The sequence below is a fragment of the Demequina sp. NBRC 110057 genome (assembly GCF_002090175.1).
GTDB lineage: Bacteria > Actinomycetota > Actinomycetes > Actinomycetales > Demequinaceae > Demequina.
Map to the genome: position 1 here is coordinate 664,305 of NZ_BBRN01000004.1, position 21,946 is coordinate 686,250.

Genomic DNA, 21,946 nt, shown 5'->3' on the forward strand with positions numbered 1-21,946 from the left:
GACTCCTCGGCTACGGAGCGAGGAAGGGCTCGAGTGCGGGAATATTGCGCAGGACCCAGAAAGCGACCGCCAGAGCGACCACCACGTTCGCGGCCCACAGGGGTACGGCGGGGGCGGCCCGCCCCTTCCAGCCTGCCCGCCACCACGCCCCGAGCAGGACGAGGCACACGGGGATGACGATCAGCACCGCGAAGGGGTTGAGGGCGAGCGCGGCCGCGACGTCGCCGTGCGCCAGCTCGTGGACCGCACGCAGCCCGCCGCAGCCGGGGCACCACAGGCCCGTCAGGTGCAGCCACGGGCACGCGGGGAAGAAGCCCGAGCGGTAGGGGTCTGCGACCGCCGTGTAGACGGTGGCAGCGGCGAGGACGGCCGATGCGGCGAGCGGCGCGCCCAGGCGCCGCCCCGGCGAGGGCGGCGCCTCGGCGCTCACGGCATCGGCCATGGTGACTCAGTCGGCTCAGAGGCCGTAGGTGTCGGAGAGCTCCTCGGCGGTGACGGTGCCCGTGCCGAGCAGGACGACGAGCAGGACCACCGACAGGGCGGTCAGGATGACCTGCACCCAGCCGAGGATGCGGCCGGCCTTGCCGAGCCCGCCGTTGGTCGCGAGGCCCTGGGCGGCGGCGTTCTCCGATGCCTTGCCGACGAAGATCGCGGGAATGGCAGTGAAGATGGAGCAGCACAGGAAGCCAAGGATGCCGAGCACGAGGGCCCAGACGCCGAGGGCGTTCTTCTCCTCGCTCGCGCCGCCAAAGCCGCCGGGGGGCGGGGGTGCTCCGTAGCCGCCGGGGGGCGGCGGGGTCATGCCGCCCTGGTAGGGAGGCTGGCCGCCGGGGGGCGGGGGAAGATCAGTCACGCGGTTCTCCGTTGCATCGCGCGGTGGCCCGGGGACGGGACCGCTAGTTGAGGGGTTGGCCGTGGCCGAGGGCGCGCAGCGTCGCTCCCGCGGCGAGCGAGACGACGGCGATGCCGACGCCCACCCACACGAGGGGCCAGGTGGGGATCGCGATGCCGAACGCGATCACGAGCGAGGCGATGACAAGCCCGGCGTTCGTGACCCACGCCGCGGTGGTGCGGCCGTGGTTGGAGTGAGCGACCTCGGGAAGGTCCTCAGGGGCGATCTCAATGCTCGACATGGTGTTTCTCCTTAACGCTGTCGCGGGCCAGTTTAGCCAGCGCTGATGGTGCGAAGACGGGCCGCCATGCCGATGGCACGGACCATCGCGGCGGCCTTGTCCTTCGTCTCTTGGTCCTCGGTCGCGGGAACGGAGTCCGCCACGATGCCGGCGCCGGCCTGGACGTGCGCGATGCCGTTTTCGATCAGGGCGGTACGGATGGCGATCGCCATGTCCATGTTTCCCGCGAAGTCGAAGTAGCCGACCGCGCCGCCGTACAGTGCGCGGCGGGCGGGCTCGATCTCGTCGATGAGCGCGATGGCCCTGGGCTTGGGAGCGCCCGACAGGGTGCCAGCCGGGAATGTCGCCGTGAGCACGTCCACGGGGCCGTGCTGCGGCTCCAACTCCCCCACCACCGTCGAGCAGATGTGCATGATGTGGCTGTAGCGGTTGACCTTCATGAACTCGAGCACCTCCACCGAGGTGGGCTCACAGACCTTCACGAGGTCGTTGCGCGCGAGGTCGACGAGCATGACGTGCTCGGCGATCTCCTTCGGGTCGGCCAGCAGGTCGGCTTCGAGCCTCGCGTCCTCCTCGACCGTCGCGCCGCGCGGTCGGGAGCCGGCGATGGGGAACGTGGACACGCGCCCGTCCTTCACCGCGGCGAGCGACTCGGGGCTCGCGCCCACCACCGCGAACTCGCGTCCCGCGTCGTCCGCGAGGTGGAAGCAATACATGTACGGCGACGGGTTGAGGGTGCGCAGGACGCGGTACACGTCGAGCGGGCTCGCGGGGCAGTCGACGTCGAACCGCTGCGAGGGCACCATCTGGAACACCTCGCCGTCCCGGATCGCCTCCTTCGCGAACCGCACTGCCTCCTCGAACTCCCCCGGCGCGCTGCGCTGGGTGAGCGCGGGCTCGAGGGCCTCGGGGTCGAGCGCCGAGACCTCACCGGCGTCGGCATCGGCCAGTCGTCGTTCCATACGGTCCAGGCGCGAGACGGCGTCCGCGTAGGCCCGCTCGATGCCGTCGTGGCGCGCATCGGCGTTGACGGCGTTGGCGATAAGCCAGACGGAACCGTCGTGATGGTCGATCGCCGCGATGTCCGTCGCGAGCAGCAGCGTCACGTCGGGCACGTCGATCTCGCGCGGCGCCTTGAAGGGAAGCGTCGGCTCCCACTGGCGGATGATGTCCCACCCGAGGGCACCCACGAGGCCGCCGGTCAGCGGCGGCAGGCCGGGGATAGGCTCGGACTGCAGCTCGCGCAGGGCGTGGCGGATGGTCTCCAGCGGGGCCCCGTCGGTGAGCCCCACGGGGACGTCGCCAGCCCAGCGCGCGTCGTCGCCCTGGATGGTCAACGTGGCGCGCGAGTCGGCGCCCACGAAGGAGAACCTGCCACGGGTGCCGTCGGGCTCGGCCGACTCGAGGATGAAGGTGCCGGCACGCTCCTGGCCGAGCGCGCGGTAGACCGCCACGGGCGTGAGTCCATCCGCGAGGACGCGTCGCACCACGGGGACCACGCGCCGCGAGGCGCCGATCTCGATGAACCTGTCGAGCGTGGGCCAGGTCTCGCCCCACGCGGGACGCACGGCAGCGGGGGTGGCGCCGCTCACGCGTCGACTCCGGGGGCCGACACGGGGAGCGCTCCCCCGGCCTGGAAGCACGTGGTGGTGCCGGTGTGGCACGCGGGGCCGTGCTGGGTGACAGTCAGGAGCAGGGCGTCGCCGTCGCAGTCGATGTCGACGGAGTGCACCTCCTGGATGTGACCCGACGTGTCGCCCTTGCGCCAGAGCTCCTGGCGCGAGCGGCTCCAGTACACGGCGCGACCGGTGGTGAGGGTCTGGTGGAGGGCCTCGTCGTCCATCCACGCGACCATCAGCACGTCGCGGGTGTCGCGCTCCTGCACGACGGCACACACGAGGCCATCGGCGTTGCGCTTGAGGCGGTCAGCGATGCTGGCGTCCAGGGGCATGCGCACATCCTTCCAGATCCCTCACCCCGCCCGGCGCAGATGGCCGCATCTGCGTCATCTCACGCGCCGAGGAGCCGCACATGCGGCCATCTGCGCCGGGCGGGGGGCGGGTTAGTCGCGGGTTTGCGAGACCCAGGCCGCGTGAAGCGACGCGTAGGTGCCGCCGGCGGCGACAAGGTCGCGGTGCGGGCCCACCTCGATGAGCTCGCCAAGTTCCATGACGGCCACCAGGTCGGCGCGCTCGGCGGTCGACAGGCGGTGCGCGATGACCACCGACGTGCGCCCCTGCATGAGCGTCTCGAGGGCGCGCGAGATGCGCACCTCCGTCGCGGGGTCCACCGCGCTGGTGGCCTCGTCGAGGATGAGCAGATCCGGGTCACGCAGGTAGGCGCGCGCGATGGCGACAAGCTGGCGCTCGCCCGCGCTCAGCAGCTCGCCGCGCGGCCCCACCGCGGAGTCGAGTCCCGCGGGCAGGGCGTCGATCCAGCCCTCGAGCCCGAGCGACTCGAACGCCGCGAGCGAGCGAGCGCGGAGCTCCTCAGCGGGGGCGTCGGGAAGGGCGTACGCGAGGTTGCTCAGCACCGTGCCGTCGAACAGGAAGCCCTCCTGCGGGACCACGGCAACCGAGCGTCGCAGCGAGTCCATCGGCACGTCCCTGAGGTCGACGCCGCCCACGCGCACGGCGCCCTCGGTCGGGTCGAAGAAGCGCGACATGAGGCGCGCCAGCGACGTCTTACCGGAGCCGGTGGTGCCGACGAGCGCGATCCGCTTGCCCGCCGGAACGGTGAGGTCGATGCCCTTGAGCACCTCGGGCCCGCCCGGGTAGGTCAGACGGATGCCCTCCATGGCGAGCTCGCCGTGTCCGTGAGGGATGCGGGTGCCGCTCTCGCCGGGGTCGGCGACCGTCACCTCCTCGTCGACGAGCTCGAGGACGCGCTTCCAGCCGACGAGCGCACGCTGCATCTCGGCGAGCATCTCGATGATCCACATGACGGGTCCGGCGAACTGGTAGACGAGGAACGCCATGGCGACCACGGTGCCGACGGACATCTGCCCGTTGACGGCCATGATGGTGCCGCCGACGAGCGCCATGCCGGTCGCGAGGGACTGGCCGATGACGGTCGACGAGAAGTTGACCGAGGCGAGGATCGAGGCCTTCTTCTCGGCCGCGAGGATGTCGTCGTTCTCGGCGTTGAGCTCGTCGCGCATGCGCTGCTGCACGCCGTAGGAGCGGATGGTCGACACTCCCACGATCTGCTCGCTCGTGCGGGCAAGGAGGTCCGCCATCTGCTCGCGCACGTGCTGGAAGGCGCGGCTCACGCGCGGCTGAATCCACAGCAGCGACAGCACCATCGGGACGAACGCCACCAGGACGATCAGCGACAGCTGCCACGAGTACGCGACCATGACGACGTAGACCACCAGCGACTCGAGAGCCGAGATGATCATGGCGGCGCCGGTCCACTGCATGAGGTCACGAATGGTCTCGACGTCGCCGGTCACGCGGGACACGTAGCGGCCGCGCTGCTCCTCGTTCTGCGTCAGCACACTGAGCTCGTGAACCTTGCGGAACGCGCGGATGCGCAGCGTGGCGAGGCCGGTCTCGGCGGCGGCCACGATGCGGCGCCGCACGCGCCACGCGAGGAGCGCGGCGATGATCAGCACCACGGCACCGAGCGTCGCGTACTGGACGACCACCTGGATATCGACGCCGCCGGGCGCCATGAGGCCAAGGTCGGTCACTCGCTGGGTCACGAACGGCACGGCGGCGCGGCCGCACGCCGCCAGGGCGGCGAGCGTCAGGGTGACTCCCAAGCCCACCTTGAACTCGGGACTCACGGCGAAGCCGCGGCGGAACATCTCGCGCGTCGTCATCGGCTGGCTCATCAGATCCGTCCCGCCTCTTCCTCGGCCTGACGGCGCGAGTCCTCCTCGTAGGCGAGCACCAGCTCGCGGTAGCCCGCATCGCGGCTCACCAGGTCGGCGTGCACGCCGGCGTCGACGACGCGCCCGGAGTCCACGTGGACGATGGCATCGGCCAGCATGATCGACGCCAGGCGGTAGGCGATGATGAGGACCGTGGGGCCCTCGCCGTCGGCCGCCAGCCCGCGCAGGATGTCCTGCTCCACGCGCGGGTCGACGGCGCTCGTCGCGTCGTCGAGCACCAGTACGCGGGGGCGGCGCACCAGCGCGCGGGCGAGCGCGAGGCGCTGACGCTGTCCGCCGGACAGGTTCATGCCGCGCTCGGCGAGGATCCCGTCGAGGCCCGTGCGCCCGTCGCGCGAGAGCTTCTCGACGACGTCCACCACGTTGGCGCGGCGCAGCGCGTCCCACACCTCGTCGTCGCTGAAGTCGCCGCCGAGCGTGACGTTCTCGCGCACGCTGCCGGCGAAGACGAAGGCTGTCTGGGGCACCAGGGCGACGTGTTCGCCCAGGCCGGCGATCTCCTCCAGGGGAACGCCGTCGAGCGTGATCTGACCGCCCACGGGCCGGGCCAGGCGCGAGGCCGCGAGGGCGACCGTCGACTTGCCCGCCCCGGTGGGGCCCACGAGCGCGGTCACGGTGCCGGGCTCGAGCGTCAGCGACACGTCCTGCAGGATCATCGCGAGGTTGCCGTCGCCGTCGTCAGCGCCGATGTCGGCTCCGACGAACGCGAGGGCACCGGCGCCGTCCTTGGCAAGGGTGCGGTGCCCTGGCTCGTCGACCTCGGTGGCGGCCTGAGCGATCTCGCCGATGCGGCGGAAGGCCACGAGCGCCTGGGGCATCTGCCCCAGCACCCAGCCGATGCCGCGGATCGGGACGGCCATGAGCGTCACCAGGTAGATCGACGAGACGACCTCGCCGACCGACACGTAGCCGGCATCGGCCCTGATGGCGCCCACGATCATGAGCGCGACGGCACCCAGCGGCACGATGAGGTCCATGAGCGGCTCGAACCAGGCTGAGGTGCGCCCCACGCGGATGTCCGCGTGCTGAAGCCCTCGCGAGGCCTCGGAGAATCGCGCCGTCTCGCGCGCCTCGGCCCCGAGCGCCTTCACGACGGTGCCGCCCTCGAAGCTCTCGTGCGCGATGGTCGACACGTCGGCGCGACGCGACTGCCCGAGGTCCCACTGAGGCGTGATGATCTTCTCGAACGCGTAGTTGATGGCGAAGATGACCGGCACCACGGCGAGGCCGGTGACGGCCAGCCACGGGTCCATCTGCCACATCGTCCAGCCCGCGGCGAACATCATGACGAACGAGCCGACGGTGAACGCGAAGGGGTGAAGAGTGTTCGTGGCGCTCTCGGAGTCCGAGGACATCGCGGACAGCATGCGGCCGGACGGGTTGGCGCGGTGCCACCCGAGCGGCAGGCTCGCGAGGGCATCGGCCACCACCCTGCGGTGCTGTGCCGCCACGCCCGCCACGCCGATCCCCTGGACGCCGCGGCGCAGGCCCACGAGCACGGCGTTGACGAGGCCGATGCCGAGGAAGATGGCGCCTGCGATCCAGATCGCAGTGATGGGGTCCTGCGTGAGCTCGCCCCAGAAGCCGAGGATGGGGTCGCCGGCGACGCCGGGGATCACCACATCGTCGGTGATGTCGCCCACGAGCGTGCCGAACAGCACGGTGAGCAGGGAGAACACGGCGGCGGAGCCGATCGCGATGCCGAAGCGCCACGGCTCGGTCTTGAGCGCGTGCCACAGGAGCTGGACGGCCTTGCGGTTAAACGATCCCGTGAGTCGATAGTCCGCGGCCGAGGGGCGGCGGCTCATCGGACCTCGATCCCTGCAGCGCGCATGTGGTCTTTGACCTGGCCGATGGTGAGCGTGCCGAAGTGGAACACGCTCGCGGCAAGCACAGCATCGGCGCCCGCGCGGGCGGCCTCGACAAAGTGCTCGGGCGTGCCCGCGCCCCCGGAGGCGATCAGCGGGATGCTCACGTGCGCGCGCACGGCTCGCAGCATCTCGAGGTCGAAGCCGCCGGTGGTGCCGTCGGCGTCCATCGAGTTCAGGAGGATCTCGCCCGCGCCGAGGTCCTGGCCGCGGCGGGCCCAGGCCACAGCGTCGATGCCCGTGCCCTTCTTGCCCCCGTGGGTGGTCACCTCGTAGCCCGACTCCGTGACGGTGTCGGGGCCGCAGCGGCGCGCGTCGACGGACAGCACGAGGACCTGCGAGCCGAAGCGCGCGGCGATCTCCGAGATCAGCTCGGGGCGCTCGATGGCGGCGGTGTTGACCCCCACCTTGTCGGCGCCGGCGCGCAGCAGCCTGTCCACGTCCTCGGGGCTGCGTACGCCGCCCCCCACGGTGAGCGGCACGAAGACGGTGTCGGCGGTGCGTCCCACCACGTCGTAGGTGGTGTCGCGGCCGTCGACGGACGCGGTGACGTCGAGGAACGTCACCTCGTCGGCACCCGCGGCGCCGTAGGCGGCGGCGAGCTCGACGGGGTCGCCCGCGTCACGCAGTTCGACGAAGTTCACGCCCTTGACGACGCGTCCCGCGTCGACGTCCAGGCACGGGATCACCCTGACGGCAGTTCCCACTATTCCTCCGAGTTCCACACGTCGAGGATGTCCACGACGACAACCATGGTGCCACGGGACGGGTAGCCCATCGTGGCGGGGATGACCAGTTCCACACGGGAGCCCTCGGTCTGGTCGAGGATGCCCTGGGTGAGGCCCGTGACGGTCTTGCCGGCGTCCATGTCGATGGTGAGCGGCTCGACGTCGGCCGGCCACGAGGTGCGGAACACGTCGCCGGCCGACCACGCACCGTCCTCGTCGTTCTCGCCGTCCGCGTAGTAGAAGGCCGAGTAGTTGACGAGCACCCGCGACACCGTGCTCACCTGCGGCCCGGTGCCCTTGATCAGGGTCGCGACCTGGAGGTCGTCGACCGTCGGCGCGTCCTCGGCGACCGTCACCTGTGGCGCTCCGTCGACGTCGAAGGTCACCTTCGGCATCGAGTCCGGCGCCGCGACCTCGTCGCCGACAGCGGACTCCGAGCGCACATCCATGACCACGGCCACCGGCGGCTGGTCCTCTGTACCGTCGCCCGGGGACACCGTCAGCACGCGTGCCCCGACGTTGAGGTCCACGAGCGTGTCGTAAAGAGCCTCGCCGAGCGACTCCTCTGTCAAGACGAAGGACTGCGGTAGGCCGTCGAACGTGTTGACGACGGGCGTGGCGTCGGTGAGGGACTCGCCGTACAGGTCCAGCAGCAGCGGCTGCCCGTCCTCAAGCGCCGCGCCCTCGCCGTTCCACACCACCTGGGTCTGCTCCCCTGTGTACGTCATGCCTGGCTCGAACGTCAGCGAGGGCGCCAGGGTCTCCGACTGCCCCACGGTGATCTGGCCGATGTCCCCCGTCAGCGACGCGGTGGCGCTCGGTTCCGGCGCGGAGTCGGAGCACGCGGCGAGGGTGAGGGCGGCCGCGATGACGGGCACGATGAATCGGCGCATGGGTCGTCCTCTCGGGCGCGGGGGTGGGGGCGGTTCAGTCTAGCGGCGCGGCAGCGGTGCTCAGGCGCCGTCGTGACCGGCGCCGAGCGCCTCGAGAAGCGTGTCGACGCGGTCGTCGACGCTCCTGAACGGGTCCTTCAGGAGCACAGTGCGGCTCGCTCCCGTGAGCTTGAGGTGGACCCAGTCGACCGTATAGTCCTGGCCCGATGCGGCGGCCGCCTCGACGAAGGCGCCGCGCAGGCGGGCGCGCGTGGTCTGAGGTGCCACGGTGCGGGCCGCCTCGATGGCGGCGTCCTCGACCACGGTGCGGATGAGGCCCTGGGCCACCAGCCGGTGGTAGAGACCGCGCTCGGGAGAGACGTCGTGAAAGGCAAGCTCGAGGCGGGCCAGGCGCGGGTCCCCGAGCGGGCACGCGAGGCGCTCCTGGTAGCGCGTGAGGAGGCGGTGCTTGATCGCCCAGTCGAGCTCGGTGTCGACAAGCGAGAAGTCCTGCTCGCTCACCGCGCGGATGCCGCGCTCCCACAGGTCGAGGATGCGCGCCACCTCGTCCGTGGGCTCGATGATGCCGCCCACGTGCGAGCGCACCACCTCGAGGTACGCCGACTGGATGGCGACGGCGGTGAGGTGACGGCCGTCGGCGAGCTCGACGGTCGCCGTCCCGGTGAGGTCGTGCGCGACGGTCCGGATGGCCTGCATCTCGTTGGCGAGCGTGAGGTCGGGAAGGCGCACGTGCGCCTCCATGAGCCTCAGCATGAGGTCGGTGGCGCCGACCTTGAGCAGCGTCGTGGGCTCCGCCATGGTCGAGTCGCCGACGATCACGTGCATGCGGCGGTACAGCTCCGCGTTGGCGTGGGGCTCGTCGCGGGTGTTGATCATGGGGCGCGACCGTGTGGTGGCGGAGCTGAGGCCCTCCCACATGTGGTCGGCCCGGGGGCTGAACGAGTAGTGAGCGCCCTCGGGGGTGCGGGTGATGGTGCCCGCCCCCGTCACGATCTGGCGGGAGATCAGGAACGGCAGCAGCGCCGAGGCGAACGCGCGGAAGTCGGCGCGGCGGCGTACCAGGTAGTTCTCGTGGCAGCCGTAGCTGTTTCCCGCCGAGTCGGTGTTGTTCTTGTACAGGTGAATCTGGCCCTGGACCCCGGCATCGGCAAGCCGCGATTCCCCCTCGGCCACCAACGCCTGGACGATGCGCTCCCCCGCCTTATCGGAGGCGATGAGGTCGGTGAGCGAGTCGCATTCGGCCGTCGCGTACTCGGGGTGCGCGCCCACGTCGATGTACAGGCGCGAGGCGTTGGTCAGGAAGACGTTCGACGAGCGGCCCCAGCGCACCACGGAGTGGAACAGGTGGCCGGCCACCTCCTCGGGCGTGACGGCGCGCGCGTTGGGCGCGTCGAGGTGCAGCCCGAACTCGGTCTCCAGCCCGAAGATGCGGCGGGCGGCGGGAACCTCGAGGGGGGCGGGGACGTCTGTCGCGAAGCCGGTGGCGGTCGAGGCTACTGCCCGCCCTTCTGGACGAAGGAACGCACGAACTGCTCGGCGTTGACCTGCAGCGAGTCGTCGATCTCGTCGAGCAGCGAGTCGAGGGCGTCGGTGCTCTCGGCTTTCGCAGGCGCGGGCGCCGGCTCGGGCGCATCGTCCTCGTAGGGCTGTCCGGAGGAGAAGGTCTGTGCCATACCGGCGAGTCTATCCCCCGGCATCGGGCGCCTGCTCAGGCCCCGGCGATGAGCGGGTCGAGCAGGGGGTGGGAGGCCTGGTGAGGATCGTCGAGGTGGACCACCTCGAGGTGGTCTCCCTCCCGGTCCAGCACGACGCTCGACCAGCCTGCCGCGTCCACGAGGTCGGGCCTGGCGGCAACGATGCCTCCGCGCAGGCGGGCGCGGGTGTCCGCGGGCGCGTGGGTCACGGCGCGCTCCACCTCGTGGGGATCCACGAGGACGGTCGCCTGGCCGGCGGCCTCGAGGCGCGCCGCCCAGCCGTCGCCAAGCCGGCTCCACTGCACGTCGAGAGCGGCGAGCATCGGCGCGTCCCAGGGAAGCGGCGTCACGACGCCGTCGGCGTCGACCGTCGCGTTCTTGTCGCGCAGGCGAGTCAACAGGCGCAGCTTGGCCACCCACTCCACGTCGGCGGCGGCCTCCATGGGGTCGCGCGCGAGCACGGCGAGCACGGACTCCCAGCGGGCCAGCACGAGCGCGTCGTCGGCGTCGTGCGCGTACGTCCGGCAGATCTCGAGAAGCGCGCGCTGGATCTCAAGGGCGGTCGCGGCCTCGCCGGAGGCCAGCGGCAGGCGCGAACGCAGGGACAGGTCGTGGGAGACGGCCTGCACGGCGGCGACGGGGTCGGCGAGCGTGAGGGCGTCGAGGCGGTCGTCGTCGGCCTCAATCGCGCTCAGCACCAGGGCCGTCGTGCCCACCTTGAGGTACGTCGGTACCTGCAGGCAGTTCGCGTCGCCGATGATGACGTGGAGCCGGCGCCAGCGCGAGCGCTCCGCATGCGGCTCGTCGCGGGTGTTGACGATGGGCCTGCGCAGCGTCGTCTCGAGGCCCAACTCGGCCTCCATGTAGTCGGCGCGCTGCGACAGCTGGAACCCGGCGCGCTCGCTGCGCTGGCCGAGCCCCACGCGTCCCGCGCCGGTGTACACCTGGCGGGTCACCAGGTGGGCGGTGAGGCGCGTGGCGAGGTCGCCGAAGTCGGTGGCGCGCTCCACGAGGTAGTTCTCGTGAGTGCCGTAGCTCGAGCCCTTACCGTCGACGTTGTTCTTGTACAGCGCGACGGAGCCGTCCTCGTCCCGCTCGTACCTTGCCGCGGCCGCGAGCGCGATCGCGTCGCCGGCGCGGTCCCACAGGACGGCGTCCCTTGCCGAGCGCACCTCGGGACCCGAGTATTCGGGGTGGGCGTGGTCCACGTAGAACCTAGCCCCGTTGGACAGCACGGCGTTGAGGTGGGCGGGGTCCTCCCACGAGCCGCGCCTGCGCCTCAGGCTCACTCCCCCGGCGGCGGAGTCATACTCGCTCGCGTCGGTCAGCAGGTCGGCGTGGGCCGATGCCCGGTCGCGGCGGGAACCGCGCTGGTCCTGCAGCGGGTCCTCGCCACCGTAGTCCCAGCGGCTCGTGCGGCCGGCTGCCCATCCCCGGCACGCCTCCACGAGGCGCGAGGACATGAGGATCGGGTTCGCCTGCGGACGGGCGGGGTCCGCGATGCCGTACTCCGTCTCGATGCCGACGACCCTCACGCTCAGCCCTCCCGCAGCGTGGACGCCGCGACGGCGCGCGCCTCAGCGAGCTCTTGCTCGCACGCCCGCTCGAGGTGTCCGGCGGTGAGGCCGCGCTCCCCTCCACGGATGACGTCCTTGATCGCGAGCGTCTTGGCGCGGTCGACGACGTTGCGTACGAGTGCTCCCGACATGTGCGCCTTGTTCGACGGGTCGGCGTAGAGCCGGTCGACGGCGTGCTCGGCAAGGTCTTTGACGGCCGCGGCAGCGTCGCCGCCGGTGGCCGCGAGCGCGTCCGCCGACAGCGGCAGGTCGGCGGTGAGGTACTTGGAGAAGATGTCGCGCGCGCTCGCCGCGTCGGGCCGCGAGATCTCGATCTTCACGTCCAGGCGCCCGGGGCGCAGGATGGCCGGATCAATCATGTCCTCGCGGTTGGAGGCGCCGATGACGATGACGTTGCCCAGCTGCTCCACGCCGTCGAGCTCGGTGAGCAGCTGCGGGACGATCGTGGTCTCCATGTCGGAGCTCACTCCCGTGCCGCGCGATCGGAACAGCGCCTCCATCTCGTCGAAGAACACGACGACGGGGGCACCCGAGTGAGCCTTGGCCCGCGCGCGCTCGAAGATGGTGCGGATGTACCGCTCGGTCTCACCCACGTACTTGTTCAGCAGCTCGGGGCCCTTGACCGACAGGAAGTAGGAGCGGTCGGCGCCCACCGCATCGGCCAAGGAGTGTGCCACTGCCTTGGCGATGAGGGTCTTGCCGCAGCCAGGGGGGCCGTACAGCAGGAGGCCACGCGGCGGGTTGAGGCGGTGCTCGCGGTACAGGTCGGGGTGGCGCAGCGGGAGCTCGATAGCGTCGCGGATGCGCTCGATCTGCGCGGTGAGGCCGCCGATCGCGGCGAAGTCCACGTCCGGCACCTCCTCGAGCAGCAGCGCCTCCACGCCGGAGCGGTCCACGCGCTCGGTCGCGAAGCCCGTGCGGGCGTCGATGATGACGGTGTCGCCCTCGGTCAGGCGAGCGCGGGCCTTGCCGCCGGTGAGCATGACGACGCGCTCGTCCTCGCCGCGGGCGACCACGAGGACGCGGTCGTCGTCGAGCACCTCGCGCACGAGCGCGCTCTGGCCCACCTTCTCGGCCTCCGCGACACCCACGATGACGCTCATCGCGTTCATGAGGACCTCGGCGCCGGGCTCGAGGTCGCGCGGGACGCCGGGGAGGACGGCGACGCGCAGGCGGCGACCGCCGCTGACCACGTCGGCGTGCTCCCCCGCCCACTGGACGAAGGTGGCGAAGGTCTGGGGCGGGGCCGATGCCTCGGCGAGTTTCTCGCGCATCTCGCCCAACGACTGGCGGGCGGTCTCGAGCAGCCGCTGCAGCTCGGCGTTGCGCGCCTGCAGCGCGGCGATGCGGTCCTGGCCGTCGGCGACCATCAACCCTCCTCGGTCTCGTTCTCGGCCACGGGCCGGGTCGCGTCCCGGCGCACGCGGCGAATCTTCTTGTCCGACACGGCGCGCTCGCCGAGGTCCTCCGCGCTCCACTCGTCCTCGCCGTAGGCGCCCTTGGCGGGGCGACGCTTGCGCAGCGGCGCGTCGACGCCGGGCGCCATGCGACGGGTAGTGAGCAGGAAGCCCGTGTGGCCGATCATGCGGTGGTCGGGGCGCACGGCGAGTCCCTCGAGGTGCCACGTGCGCACCATCGACTCCCAGGCCTGCGGCTCGGTGTAGCCGCCGTGGTCCTTGAGCGCCTCGGCAAGGCGCGACAGCTGCGTGGTGGTCGCCACGTAGGCGAGCAGCACGCCGCCGGGGGCCAGCGCATCGGCCGCCGCGTCGAGGTTCTCCCACGGCGCGAGCATGTCGAGGACGATCCTGTCCACCTCGCCGATCTCGCCCACGCGGTCGGCGAAGTCGCCGATGCGCAGGTCCCACGCGGGGTGCGGCCCGCCGAAGTGGAACTCGACGTTGCCGCGGGCGATGTCGGCGAAGTCCTCGCGGCGCTCGATCGACGTCAGCGAGCCGCCGTCGCCGACCGCGCGCAGCAGCGACATGGTGAGCGCGCCGGAGCCCACGCCCGCCTCGACCACGCGGGCGCCGGGGTAGATGTCGGCCATCTGGATGATCTGTCCCGAGTCCTTGGGGTAGATCACCGCTGCACCGCGCGGCATGGACAGCACGTAGTCGCTCAGCAGCGGGCGCAGCACCAGGTACTCGAAGCCGGCGGTGTTGGTCACCACGGTGCCCTCGGGCCGGCCGATGATCTCGTCGTGCGTGAACTGGCCGCGGTGCGTGTGGAACACCTTGCCGGCCTCGAGAATGATCGTGTGGTGGCGTCCCTTGGCGTCGGTCAGCTGCACGCGGTCGCCCGCACGCAGCGGACCGCGGCGCTCGGCGGCGCCCGTGGGGAGGGTGGGAGAGGTCATGGCCCCCAGTCTAGGGTCGCGCTATTGCAGGGCCTTCATCGCCTCCGCGAGGCGCACCACGCCGACGATGGCGCCGCGGTCGACCGCCACCCACACGTCGGTCTTGCCCCACCATTCCTGCAGCGCCTCGACCAGCGCGTCGCCGTCGGCCTCGACGTCGATGGCGGCGCCGCGCGGCAGCGGCATCGTCACGGACTGGAGGCCGGTCGTGGGGCGGTCGGCCTCCTCCACGGCGTCGGTGAGGGCCACGGGGAAGTGCCCGGCGGCGGCGCCATCTACTCCCAACACCACCACCTCCACCGCGCCGTCGCGTGCGGCGGCGGCACGGGCATCGGCCACCGACACGTGGAAGGCGAGCGCGACCGCTGGCACCGCGAGGGCGCCTGCGGTCACCGTGCTGCGCTTGTCGAGGGCCTGGGCGACGCGCAGCGCCTGAGATGCCGCTGGCCACAGGATCGCGACGACGAGCAGCGACCAGCCGATGTCGAACAGGTCGGGGGTGCGCCCCTGCAGGTATGGGATGGCGAGGCCCACGACGAGCACCCCCACGGCCACGACGCGGCCTCCCCAGGCGGCTACCTTCATCCCGGTGAAGCGGTTGCCGGTGGCTCCCCACACGATCGCCTCGAGCACCCGGCCGCCGTCCATCGGGATGCCCGGCAGCGCGTTGAACGCGGCGAGTACCACATTGGCCCACGCGAGCCAGGCGACGATGCCGTACACCGTGATGTCTCCCCGCAGCCAGTCGACGAGGCTCGGCGAGATGAGGCCGGTCGCGAGCGGCAGCCAGGCGAGGCCCGCCAGCACCAGGTTCGCGACGGGGCCGGCGGCCGACGTGACGCCTGCCACCACGGGGGTGAGGCCGCGCGCGTCGTAGCTGGTGTGCCCGCCCCATAGAGTGAGGACGATCTCGCTGACGTCGCGCTTGAAGGCGCGCGCCGTCGCGGCGTGGGCGAGCTCGTGGAGGAATACCGAGACGAACAGCAGGATCGCGAGGATCAGGCCGATGGTGAAGGTGCGCCTGTCGAGCTCGACGCCCCCGCTCGTCGCGAACAGCAGCGCGAGCAGGACGAGCATGAGGAGGGTGGAGGGCTGCACCACGATGCGGGCGCCGAAGACCCGACCGAGCGTCAGGCCACGGGTGGGGCGCGGGGACGGCGTCATGGCGTCCACGGTAGACGGTCGCGGGGTGTGGACACGCCGCCTCGGTGTCGGCGCCCGGCCCTACCCTTGTCGCATGTCCCGCCGTGCCCCCGCCCTGTCGCCCTCGCGCGCTGGCGACTTCCGCCAGTGCCCGCTCATGTACCGCCTGCGGGTGGTCGACAAGATCCCGGAGGAGCCGTCGGCGGCGGCGACGCTCGGCACGCTCGTGCACTCTGTCCTGGAGCACCTCTACGACCGTCCCGCGGGCGAGCGCACGGAGGCGACAGCGTGGGCCATGCTCGAGCCCGAGTGGCGCGCGATGCTCGCCAAGGACCCCGGCCTCGCGGCGCTGCACGAGGACGCCACCGCCGAGTCGGCGTGGCTCGCCGAGGGCCGTGGCCGCCTCGCCACCTACTTCACCATGGAGAACCCGCAGCGCCTCGAGCCCGCCGGCCGCGAGGAGTTCGTCGAGCTCCAGCTCGAGGACGGCCCCTTGCTGCGCGGCTTCATCGACCGTGTCGACGTGGCCCCCGACGGCTCGATTCGGATCATCGACTACAAGACGGGAAAGACTCCCCTGCCGCAGTACGGGCACAAGGAGAAGTTCCAGATGCGGTTCTACGCGCTGCTCGTCGAGCGCCTGCGCGGCCGCCGGCCCGCGCTGCTTCAACTGCTGTTCCTCAAGGACGGCGGCACTCTCGTGCTGCGGCCCAGCGACGACGACCTCGCCCAGATCGAGTTCGAGGTGCGCGAGCTGTGGGACGAGATCCTGGGCGCCGCCCGCGCCGGAGCCTTCAGGACGCGCAAGTCCAAGCTGTGCGGCTGGTGCTCGTTCCAGGCGATGTGCCCCGAGTTCGGCGGGGTCACTCCCCCGCTCGATCCCGACGCGGTGGAGCGTTCGCTCGGTGTGAGGCCCGTCGGCGCCTGAGCCTGGTCCCGAACCGGAGCGTCAGCCGAAGACCGGGAGGCCCTCGGCCGTTACGCGATAGACGGCGAGGGCCACGCACGCGAGCCCCACGCTTCCCGTCGCCACCGCCGTCACCAGGCACGCGACCCTGGCGCGCGGAGCCTTCACTGCAAGACGCCGTGCCGCCGTCACCACCAGCGTCGCGAGCGCGGCGAGCGCGACCCCGACCACGACGTTGCGCGCCACCTGATCGCCCATGACCGCGGCGCTCGCCGCGGTGACGACGGCGAGTAGCGCCCAGGGCGCGATGCCGTACGCCAGGAGCGCCCTAGGCATCCTCGCCCAGCTCGTCGATCACCCGGCCGGCGGCGACCTCGCTCAAGGTGTCCACCGTCCAGCCGGCGAGCGAGCGCACGCGGGTGAGGCCCGCGCGCGCCTCGAGCGGGACAAGGCGACGCACGCCGACGGTCTTCGCCCCGGAGCTCCACGCGGAGCCGACGCCCGACGGCGAGTCCTCGACCGCGACGCACTCCTCGATCGCGACGCCGAGCTCGCTCGCGGCGGTGAGGTAGGCCTCGGGGTCCGGCTTGCCGCGGCTCACCCTGTCCCCCGTCACCACCACGGCGAACGCGTCGGGAACCGAGGCGAGGAAAGCATCGGCCAGGCGCGTGTAGGACATCGTCACGAGTGCACACGGGATGCCGGCGGCGACCGTCTCCGCGAGCAGTCGCTGAGCGTCCTCCTGCCATGGCACGTGCGCGCGCACCTGCTCGCTCACGCGGGCGAGCAGGAAGTCCGTGATGTCCTCGAGCGGCAGGTCGACGCCGCGATCGCGAAGCACCTGCGCCGACACCGTCAGCGGGTTGCCCACGAGCCCCAGCCCGTCCTCGTGCGTCCACTCGACGCCGAAGCGCCGTGCGAGCTCGGTCTCGGCGCCGATCCAGTACGGCTCGGAGTCGATCAGTGTGCCGTCCATATCCCACAGGACGGCGGCGGGCGAGGCTGCGTGCGTAGTCACGGGGCCCGAGTCTAGGCTGGGCGGATGGACACGGAGGATCAGGAGCCCACGCTCGGTGCCGACGAGACGGTCATGCTCGCGGCGTTCGAGGGCTGGAACGACGCGGGCTCGTCCGCGTCCGCGGCGCTCGACCACCTGGCGACGTGGTGGCAGGCGCGCGAGCACGCCGCCCTCGACCCCGAGGACTATCACGACTTCCAAGTGAGCAGGCCGACCATCTCGCGGATGCCCTCGGGCGATCGCGTGGTGTCGTGGCCGGGCACCGTGCTGTCGACGGCGGACCCCGAGGGTGGCCCGCGCATCGTGGTGGCCCGCGGCATCGAGCCGTCCATGCGGTGGCGGTCGTTCTGCGCGGAGGTGCTCGACCACGCCGAGGACCTTGGCGTCACCACTCTCGTCACCGTAGGTGCGCTGCTCGTCGACGTCCCGCATACCCGCCCGCTGCCCACGTTCGTCACGAGCGAGGACGACGACGCGCGCGAGGAGTTCGGCCTGGAGCGCTCCGACTACGAGGGCCCCACGGGCATCGTCGGCGTCCTCGGGCATGAGGCGCAACTGCGCGGCATCCGCGTGCTCAGCGTGTGGGTGGGGGTCCCCCACTACATCGCCCACCCGCCGAGCCCCAAGGCCACGGCGGCGCTGCTGACCCAGCTGGAGCGCCTCATCGGCGTGTCGATCGACCTTGGCGACCTTCCCGAGGAGGTCGACGCGTGGCAGCGCGGCGCCGACGAGCTGGCGTCCGAGGACGACGAGATCGCGGAGCACGTCCGCCAGCTCGAGGCGCTCATGGACGAGACGAGCCTGCCGGAGGCGTCGGGCGACGCGATCGCCGCGGAGTTCGAGCGCTTCCTGCGCCGACGCGACGGCGGCACCTCGAAGTAGGCGCCGCGCGTCTGCCCCGCTAGATAGCGGGGATCACCCCGGCGCCCAGCAGGATGAGGATGAGCGCCGCGAAGCCGATGCGGTACCAGACGAACGGCCAGAACGTGTGGTGCGTGATCAGCTTCAGGAACCACACGATCACCACGTAGCCCACCGCGAAGGACACGAGGGTCGCGATCACGGTGTTGGCCATGCCTGGTCCGCCTGCCGCGGTGAGTTCGTCGGTGTTGGTGACGAGCTCGAGTCCCGCGGAGCCGATCACCGCGGGGATCGCGAGCAGGAACGAGTAGCGCGCCGCCGCCTCACGGGTGAGGCCGAGGAACAGGCCCATCGAGATGGTGCCGCCGGAGCGGGACACGCCGGGGATCAGCGCCATCGCCTGGGCGAGGCCCAGCAGCCATGCGTCCTTGCCGCGCAGGGACTCGAGTTCGCGCGTGCGCCTGCCGACCTTGTCTGCCCAGCCGAGGACCAGGCCGAAGATCACGAGCACGGCCGCGGTGATGTAGAGGTTGCGCAGGTGCCCCTCGATGGCGTCCTTGAAGATGAGGCCGAGCACCACGATGGGGATCGAGCCGAGGATGACCCACCAGCCCATCAGCGCATCGGGGCTGCCCTTGCCGAAGCGGTGGGCGCGGTCGGCGCCGTTGCGGCCGAACAGGGCGCCGAACCACGCCGAGATGATGCGGGCGATGTCCTTGCGGAAGTACAGCAGTACCGCCGCCTCGGTGCCCAGCTGGATGATCGCGGTGAACGCGGCTCCGGGGTCGGCACCGTGGGGCAGCAGCGGCCCCACCACGCGAATGTGGGCGCTCGACGAGATCGGAAGGAACTCCGTCAGCGCCTGCACCAGCCCGAGGATGACTGCTTCCCACCAACCCATGGCCGCAAGGCTAGCGCCCGCGCGTCGCATCCCAGAGCACGCGCCCAGATTCGATAGGTTCGCCTGCATGGAACGGGCACGTGTCGGAAGTAGCGGTCTCGAGGTGTCGCGACTCGCGCTCGGCACGATGACGTGGTCGCGCGATACCGGCGCGGACGAGGCGGGCCAGCAGCTCGACGCGTTCCTCGACGCCGGCGGCACCCTTCTCGACACCGCCGCGTCATACGCGGATGGCGGCTCGGAGGCCCTCATCGGGTCGATGCTGGGCGGCACCATCGCCCGCGGCGAGGTGCAGATCTGCACCAAGGCCGGCATCCGGCGCACGGAGCGCGGCGGCGTGGTCGACGCGTCGCGGGACACCCTGCTGAGCACGCTCGACGCGTCGCTGACGAGGCTCGGGACTGACCACGTGGACCTGTGGCTCGTGCACGCCTTCGACCCCGCCACGCCTCTCGAGGAGACGCTTCACGCCCTCGAGATTGCCGCCAACACCGGCCGCGCAAGGTACGTCGGCGTTTCGAACTTCCCCGGGTGGGCGATGGCGCGCATCGCGACGCTCGCGACGGGACGCCCGTCCATCGCGGCGACGCAGGTGGAGTACTCGCTACTCGAGCGCGGCATCGAGCGCGAGGTGCTGCCCGCCGCGCAGGCGCTCGGCATGGGAGTCCTCGGCTGGTCGCCTCTGGGACGCGGGGTCCTCACCGGCAAGTACCGTGACGCGGTCCCCGCCGACTCCCGCGCCGCCTCCGACCACCTCTCCGGCTTCGTCGCGCCGTACCTCGACCAGCGCTCGGGCATCGTGGTGGGGGCGCTCGAGACTGCGGCCGAGGGGTTGGGGTGGACGCCGCTCGAGACCGCCCTCGCGTGGGCGCTGCATCGGCCGGGGCTGACGAGCGCCATTGTGGGAGCCCGCACCGCGAAGCAGCTCGCGCCGGCGCTGGCCGCCGCAGCGCTCGACCTTCCCGACGCGATCGCGCAGGCCCTCGACGAGGTGTCGGCGCCCCCGGCCGGTTACCCCGAGCGGCGGTGACGCGGTGACGACGACGCCCTACTCCTGCCTGAGGTCGAAGTCGTCCAAGTCGTCGTCGAGCTGCTCGTCGTCCTCCTCGGCGTGGCCGTCGATGGCCTCCTCGTCGAAGTCCTCGTCCAGCAGGACGGGCAGCGTCTCGGCGTACTCGAGGTCGAGAGCCTCCTCGTACCGCACGAACGCCTCCGCGAGCGACTCGTACGCGTCGTCGACCGCGGCATCGTCCTCGCCTCGGCGCGAGGCGACCGCCCCGAGGTGTTCCTCGAAGGCGGCGGTCAGACGGCGAAGGGCCTCGCGGGCGTCAGCGCTCATGGTCACGACGATAACCGCGAACGCGGTTGAATGGGAGGTGTGATGAGCAAGCACTCGAACCCGGCGGCGGCGCATGTGGTGAACCCACGCAGGCGCCGCGAGACCGCGGCGAGCCGCTTCGAGTGGCGCGTCGTGGACATCCCCAGCGCGATCACCCGCGCCGAGGCCCGCTCGATCCTCACCGAGCAGGCCGAGTACGGCAGGTGGGAGCTCGCGCGCTCGCAGAAGTTCATCGGCGGTGCCCGGCGCGTGTGGCTCAAACGCCGTGTGATGCGCGTCGAGCGCACCGACGTCTTCTAGCCGAGGCGCGTCAACACGACGCGAGGAATCGCCGCAGCACCGCGGTGCCGAAGTGCAGCGAGTCCACGGGGATGCGCTCGTCGATGCCGTGGAACAGGCTCGGGAAGTCGAGGTCCTGCGGCAGCAGCAGCGGCGCAAACCCGTAGCCGGCGATGCCGAGCTGGGCGAGGTGCTTGTTGTCCGTGCCGCCCATCATGTTGTACGGCAGCACCGTCGCTCCGGGGTCCTCGGCGCCGAGCGCCGCGACCATCTTGTCCACGAGAGGCACGTCGAAGGGCGCCTCGAGGCTGCGTTCGGTGATGTACGGCTCCACCTTGACGTGGGTGCCGGCAAGCTCCTCGATCTGGCGCAGCACCTGCTCCTGCTGGCCGGGAAGGAAGCGGCTGTCGACGTAGCCGATCGCCGTGTCGGGCACCACGTTGGTCTTGTAGCCGGCCTGCATCATGGTCGGGTTGGCGGTGTTGCGGATCGACGCGTCGATCATCGGCCCCACGGCACCGAGCCCCTGGATCAGGCGGCCGATGCCGTCGGCGGTGGGCTCGTACTCCACGCCCTCGAGGTCGGCGACGCCGCGCAGGAGCGTCTCGACGGTGGGGGTCACGTCGATCTCCCAGCCGTGCGCGGCGATGCGCTGCAGGGCTCCCGCGAGGTGCGCCACGGCGTTGTCGGTGTGCACCAGCGAGCCGTGCCCCTGCTTGCCGTGCGCGATGAGGCGCAGCCACTGGATGCCCTTCTCCGCCGTCTGGAGCAGGTACGCGCGCTTGCCGTTGACGTAGGCGGAGAAGCCGCCCACCTCGCTCACCGCCTCGGTGCAGCCCGCGAAGTCGTCGGGGTGGTTCTCGACCATCCAGCCCGCTCCCCGGCGGCCGCCGTGCTCCTCGTCGGCGAAGAACGCGATGACGATGTCGCGCTCGGGGCGCACTCCCGCCTCGATCATCTGCGCCACCGACGCGAGGATCATGGCGTCCATGTTCTTCATGTCGACGGCGCCGCGGCCGTAGAGCAGGCCGTCCCTGATCTCCGCGCCGAACGGGTCGACGGACCAGTCCTCGGCGAAGGCGGGCACCACGTCGAGGTGACCGTGGAGCACCATCCCGTCACGGCTCGGGTCGGTGCCCTCCCAGCGGGCGGTCAGGCTCGCCCGGCCGGGCTCGGACTCGCGGATCGTGGGCTCGAGCCCCAGGTCGCTGAGGATCCCGGCCACGTACTCGGCGGCCTCGCGCTCGCCCGGGCCGGGCTCGTCGCCGTAGTTCGAGGTGTCGATGCGGATGAGGTCCTGGCAGGTGCGGACGACGTCGAGGCTCATGCGTTCAGGCTAACGTCGTCAGTG

24 protein-coding genes are annotated in these 21,946 nt (G+C 71.5%); 4 read left to right on the forward strand and 20 right to left on the reverse strand.

Annotated elements, in window-relative coordinates:
- Positions 1–10: 10 nt before the first annotated feature.
- The 15 genes from B7K26_RS08070 to B7K26_RS08140 form a co-directional block, all read right to left on the reverse strand.
- The gene (locus B7K26_RS08070) at positions 11–442 is read right to left on the reverse strand and encodes a DUF2752 domain-containing protein (RefSeq protein WP_084078437.1); all 432 of its coding nucleotides are present in this window, start codon (positions 440–442) and stop codon (positions 11–13) included.
- A 15-nt stretch (positions 443–457) separates the two neighbouring features.
- Positions 458–853, reverse strand: a complete 396-nt coding sequence (locus B7K26_RS08075) for a DUF4190 domain-containing protein (RefSeq protein ID WP_200811022.1) — start codon at positions 851–853, stop codon at positions 458–460.
- A gap of 43 nt (positions 854–896) precedes the next feature.
- The gene (locus tag B7K26_RS08080; protein WP_084078441.1) at positions 897–1,133 is read right to left on the reverse strand and encodes an HGxxPAAW family protein; all 237 of its coding nucleotides are present in this window, start codon (positions 1,131–1,133) and stop codon (positions 897–899) included.
- Between the two features lie 32 nt (positions 1,134–1,165).
- On the reverse strand, positions 1,166–2,725 hold the full coding sequence (locus B7K26_RS08085; RefSeq protein ID WP_143340571.1) for an anthranilate synthase component I: 1,560 nt from the start codon (positions 2,723–2,725) through the stop codon (positions 1,166–1,168).
- Entirely contained in the window at positions 2,722–3,084 is a 363-nt protein-coding gene (gene hisI, locus B7K26_RS08090; protein ID WP_084078445.1) for a phosphoribosyl-AMP cyclohydrolase, read from the reverse strand. The genes B7K26_RS08085 and hisI overlap by 4 nt, the downstream gene beginning before the upstream one ends.
- A 111-nt stretch (positions 3,085–3,195) precedes the next feature.
- The gene (locus B7K26_RS08095; protein ID WP_234998746.1) at positions 3,196–4,959 is read right to left on the reverse strand and encodes an ABC transporter ATP-binding protein; all 1,764 of its coding nucleotides are present in this window, start codon (positions 4,957–4,959) and stop codon (positions 3,196–3,198) included.
- An 11-nt stretch (positions 4,960–4,970) separates the two neighbouring features.
- Positions 4,971–6,839, reverse strand: a complete 1,869-nt coding sequence (locus B7K26_RS08100; protein WP_084078449.1) for an ABC transporter ATP-binding protein — start codon at positions 6,837–6,839, stop codon at positions 4,971–4,973.
- A complete protein-coding gene (hisF, locus tag B7K26_RS08105; RefSeq protein WP_084078452.1) occupies positions 6,836–7,606 on the reverse strand; it encodes an imidazole glycerol phosphate synthase subunit HisF in 771 nt (256 codons plus the stop codon). Before hisF ends, B7K26_RS08100 begins: the two co-directional genes overlap by 4 nt.
- Complete coding sequence (locus tag B7K26_RS08110) at positions 7,606–8,520, reverse strand: FKBP-type peptidyl-prolyl cis-trans isomerase (protein ID WP_084078454.1); 915 nt, start codon at positions 8,518–8,520, stop codon at positions 7,606–7,608. Before B7K26_RS08110 ends, hisF begins: the two co-directional genes overlap by 1 nt.
- A gap of 60 nt (positions 8,521–8,580) precedes the next feature.
- Positions 8,581–9,948: a Pup--protein ligase gene (gene pafA / locus B7K26_RS08115; protein ID WP_084078456.1), complete on the reverse strand. Its 1,368-nt coding sequence runs from the start codon at positions 9,946–9,948 to the stop codon at positions 8,581–8,583.
- Between the two features lie 65 nt (positions 9,949–10,013).
- Positions 10,014–10,193 (reverse strand): ubiquitin-like protein Pup, encoded by a 180-nt coding sequence (locus B7K26_RS08120; RefSeq protein WP_084078458.1) that lies wholly within the window; start codon positions 10,191–10,193, stop codon positions 10,014–10,016.
- Positions 10,194–10,228: 35 nt separating this feature from the next.
- Positions 10,229–11,749, reverse strand: a complete 1,521-nt coding sequence (gene dop / locus B7K26_RS08125; protein ID WP_234998747.1) for a depupylase/deamidase Dop — start codon at positions 11,747–11,749, stop codon at positions 10,229–10,231.
- 2 nt (positions 11,750–11,751) lie between these two features.
- Positions 11,752–13,161 carry a proteasome ATPase gene (gene arc, locus B7K26_RS08130; RefSeq protein WP_084078462.1) on the reverse strand — a complete coding sequence of 470 codons (1,410 nt, stop codon included), beginning with the start codon at positions 13,159–13,161 and terminating at the stop codon, positions 11,752–11,754.
- On the reverse strand, positions 13,161–14,147 hold the full coding sequence (locus B7K26_RS08135; protein ID WP_084078464.1) for a tRNA (adenine-N1)-methyltransferase: 987 nt from the start codon (positions 14,145–14,147) through the stop codon (positions 13,161–13,163). The genes arc and B7K26_RS08135 overlap by 1 nt, the downstream gene beginning before the upstream one ends.
- A 21-nt stretch (positions 14,148–14,168) precedes the next feature.
- Positions 14,169–15,311, reverse strand: coding sequence for a site-2 protease family protein (locus tag B7K26_RS08140; RefSeq protein ID WP_084078466.1), 1,143 nt, complete (start codon positions 15,309–15,311; stop codon positions 14,169–14,171).
- Between the two features lie 73 nt (positions 15,312–15,384).
- Here B7K26_RS08140 and B7K26_RS08145 point away from each other — a divergent pair, with 73 nt between their 5' ends.
- On the forward strand, positions 15,385–16,218 hold the full coding sequence (locus B7K26_RS08145) for a PD-(D/E)XK nuclease family protein (protein WP_200811024.1): 834 nt from the start codon (positions 15,385–15,387) through the stop codon (positions 16,216–16,218).
- Positions 16,219–16,239: 21 nt separating this feature from the next.
- Here B7K26_RS08145 and B7K26_RS08150 read toward each other — a convergent pair whose 3' ends face one another.
- Both B7K26_RS08150 and B7K26_RS08155 read right to left on the reverse strand, forming a co-directional pair.
- The gene (locus B7K26_RS08150) at positions 16,240–16,533 is read right to left on the reverse strand and encodes a hypothetical protein (RefSeq protein ID WP_084078468.1); all 294 of its coding nucleotides are present in this window, start codon (positions 16,531–16,533) and stop codon (positions 16,240–16,242) included.
- Positions 16,526–17,215 (reverse strand): HAD family phosphatase, encoded by a 690-nt coding sequence (locus B7K26_RS08155; RefSeq protein ID WP_234998748.1) that lies wholly within the window; start codon positions 17,213–17,215, stop codon positions 16,526–16,528. Before B7K26_RS08155 ends, B7K26_RS08150 begins: the two co-directional genes overlap by 8 nt.
- A 24-nt stretch (positions 17,216–17,239) precedes the next feature.
- Between B7K26_RS08155 and B7K26_RS08160 the strand changes: the two genes are divergently transcribed.
- Positions 17,240–18,097 carry a PAC2 family protein gene (locus tag B7K26_RS08160; RefSeq protein ID WP_084078470.1) on the forward strand — a complete coding sequence of 286 codons (858 nt, stop codon included), beginning with the start codon at positions 17,240–17,242 and terminating at the stop codon, positions 18,095–18,097.
- A gap of 19 nt (positions 18,098–18,116) precedes the next feature.
- Here B7K26_RS08160 and B7K26_RS08165 read toward each other — a convergent pair whose 3' ends face one another.
- Positions 18,117–18,977, reverse strand: coding sequence for an undecaprenyl-diphosphate phosphatase (locus B7K26_RS08165; protein WP_084078472.1), 861 nt, complete (start codon positions 18,975–18,977; stop codon positions 18,117–18,119).
- A gap of 67 nt (positions 18,978–19,044) precedes the next feature.
- On the opposite strand from B7K26_RS08165, the gene B7K26_RS08170 reads away from it, so the two are divergent.
- Complete coding sequence (locus B7K26_RS08170; protein WP_084078473.1) at positions 19,045–20,007, forward strand: aldo/keto reductase; 963 nt, start codon at positions 19,045–19,047, stop codon at positions 20,005–20,007.
- 18 nt (positions 20,008–20,025) lie between these two features.
- Here the strand turns inward: B7K26_RS08170 and B7K26_RS08175 are convergent, their stop codons facing one another.
- On the reverse strand, positions 20,026–20,316 hold the full coding sequence (locus tag B7K26_RS08175; protein ID WP_084078475.1) for a hypothetical protein: 291 nt from the start codon (positions 20,314–20,316) through the stop codon (positions 20,026–20,028).
- 42 nt (positions 20,317–20,358) lie between these two features.
- Between B7K26_RS08175 and B7K26_RS08180 the strand changes: the two genes are divergently transcribed.
- Entirely contained in the window at positions 20,359–20,616 is a 258-nt protein-coding gene (locus B7K26_RS08180; RefSeq protein WP_234998749.1) for a DUF5703 family protein, read from the forward strand.
- Between the two features lie 10 nt (positions 20,617–20,626).
- Here B7K26_RS08180 and B7K26_RS08185 read toward each other — a convergent pair whose 3' ends face one another.
- Positions 20,627–21,922, reverse strand: a complete 1,296-nt coding sequence (locus B7K26_RS08185; protein WP_084078477.1) for a M20/M25/M40 family metallo-hydrolase — start codon at positions 21,920–21,922, stop codon at positions 20,627–20,629.
- Positions 21,923–21,946 lie beyond the last annotated feature (24 nt).

Coding starts and splice junctions, on each gene's coding strand:
- B7K26_RS08070 (WP_084078437.1), bottom strand. CDS start 442: ATGGCCGATGCCGTGAGCGCCGAGGCGCCGCCCTCGCCGGGGCGGCGC.
- B7K26_RS08080 (WP_084078441.1), bottom strand. CDS start 1,133: ATGTCGAGCATTGAGATCGCCCCTGAGGACCTTCCCGAGGTCGCTCAC.
- hisI (WP_084078445.1), bottom strand. CDS start 3,084: ATGCCCCTGGACGCCAGCATCGCTGACCGCCTCAAGCGCAACGCCGAT.
- B7K26_RS08095 (WP_234998746.1), bottom strand. CDS start 4,959: ATGACGACGCGCGAGATGTTCCGCCGCGGCTTCGCCGTGAGTCCCGAG.
- B7K26_RS08100 (WP_084078449.1), bottom strand. CDS start 6,839: ATGAGCCGCCGCCCCTCGGCCGCGGACTATCGACTCACGGGATCGTTT.
- B7K26_RS08110 (WP_084078454.1), bottom strand. CDS start 8,520: ATGCGCCGATTCATCGTGCCCGTCATCGCGGCCGCCCTCACCCTCGCC.
- B7K26_RS08120 (WP_084078458.1), bottom strand. CDS start 10,193: ATGGCACAGACCTTCTCCTCCGGACAGCCCTACGAGGACGATGCGCCC.
- arc (WP_084078462.1), bottom strand. CDS start 13,161: ATGGTCGCCGACGGCCAGGACCGCATCGCCGCGCTGCAGGCGCGCAAC.
- B7K26_RS08135 (WP_084078464.1), bottom strand. CDS start 14,147: ATGACCTCTCCCACCCTCCCCACGGGCGCCGCCGAGCGCCGCGGTCCG.
- B7K26_RS08140 (WP_084078466.1), bottom strand. CDS start 15,311: ATGACGCCGTCCCCGCGCCCCACCCGTGGCCTGACGCTCGGTCGGGTC.
- B7K26_RS08145 (WP_200811024.1), top strand. CDS start 15,385: ATGTCCCGCCGTGCCCCCGCCCTGTCGCCCTCGCGCGCTGGCGACTTC.
- B7K26_RS08150 (WP_084078468.1), bottom strand. CDS start 16,533: ATGCCTAGGGCGCTCCTGGCGTACGGCATCGCGCCCTGGGCGCTACTC.
- B7K26_RS08160 (WP_084078470.1), top strand. CDS start 17,240: ATGGACACGGAGGATCAGGAGCCCACGCTCGGTGCCGACGAGACGGTC.
- B7K26_RS08165 (WP_084078472.1), bottom strand. CDS start 18,977: ATGGGTTGGTGGGAAGCAGTCATCCTCGGGCTGGTGCAGGCGCTGACG.
- B7K26_RS08170 (WP_084078473.1), top strand. CDS start 19,045: ATGGAACGGGCACGTGTCGGAAGTAGCGGTCTCGAGGTGTCGCGACTC.
- B7K26_RS08175 (WP_084078475.1), bottom strand. CDS start 20,316: ATGAGCGCTGACGCCCGCGAGGCCCTTCGCCGTCTGACCGCCGCCTTC.
- B7K26_RS08180 (WP_234998749.1), top strand. CDS start 20,359: ATGAGCAAGCACTCGAACCCGGCGGCGGCGCATGTGGTGAACCCACGC.
- B7K26_RS08185 (WP_084078477.1), bottom strand. CDS start 21,922: ATGAGCCTCGACGTCGTCCGCACCTGCCAGGACCTCATCCGCATCGAC.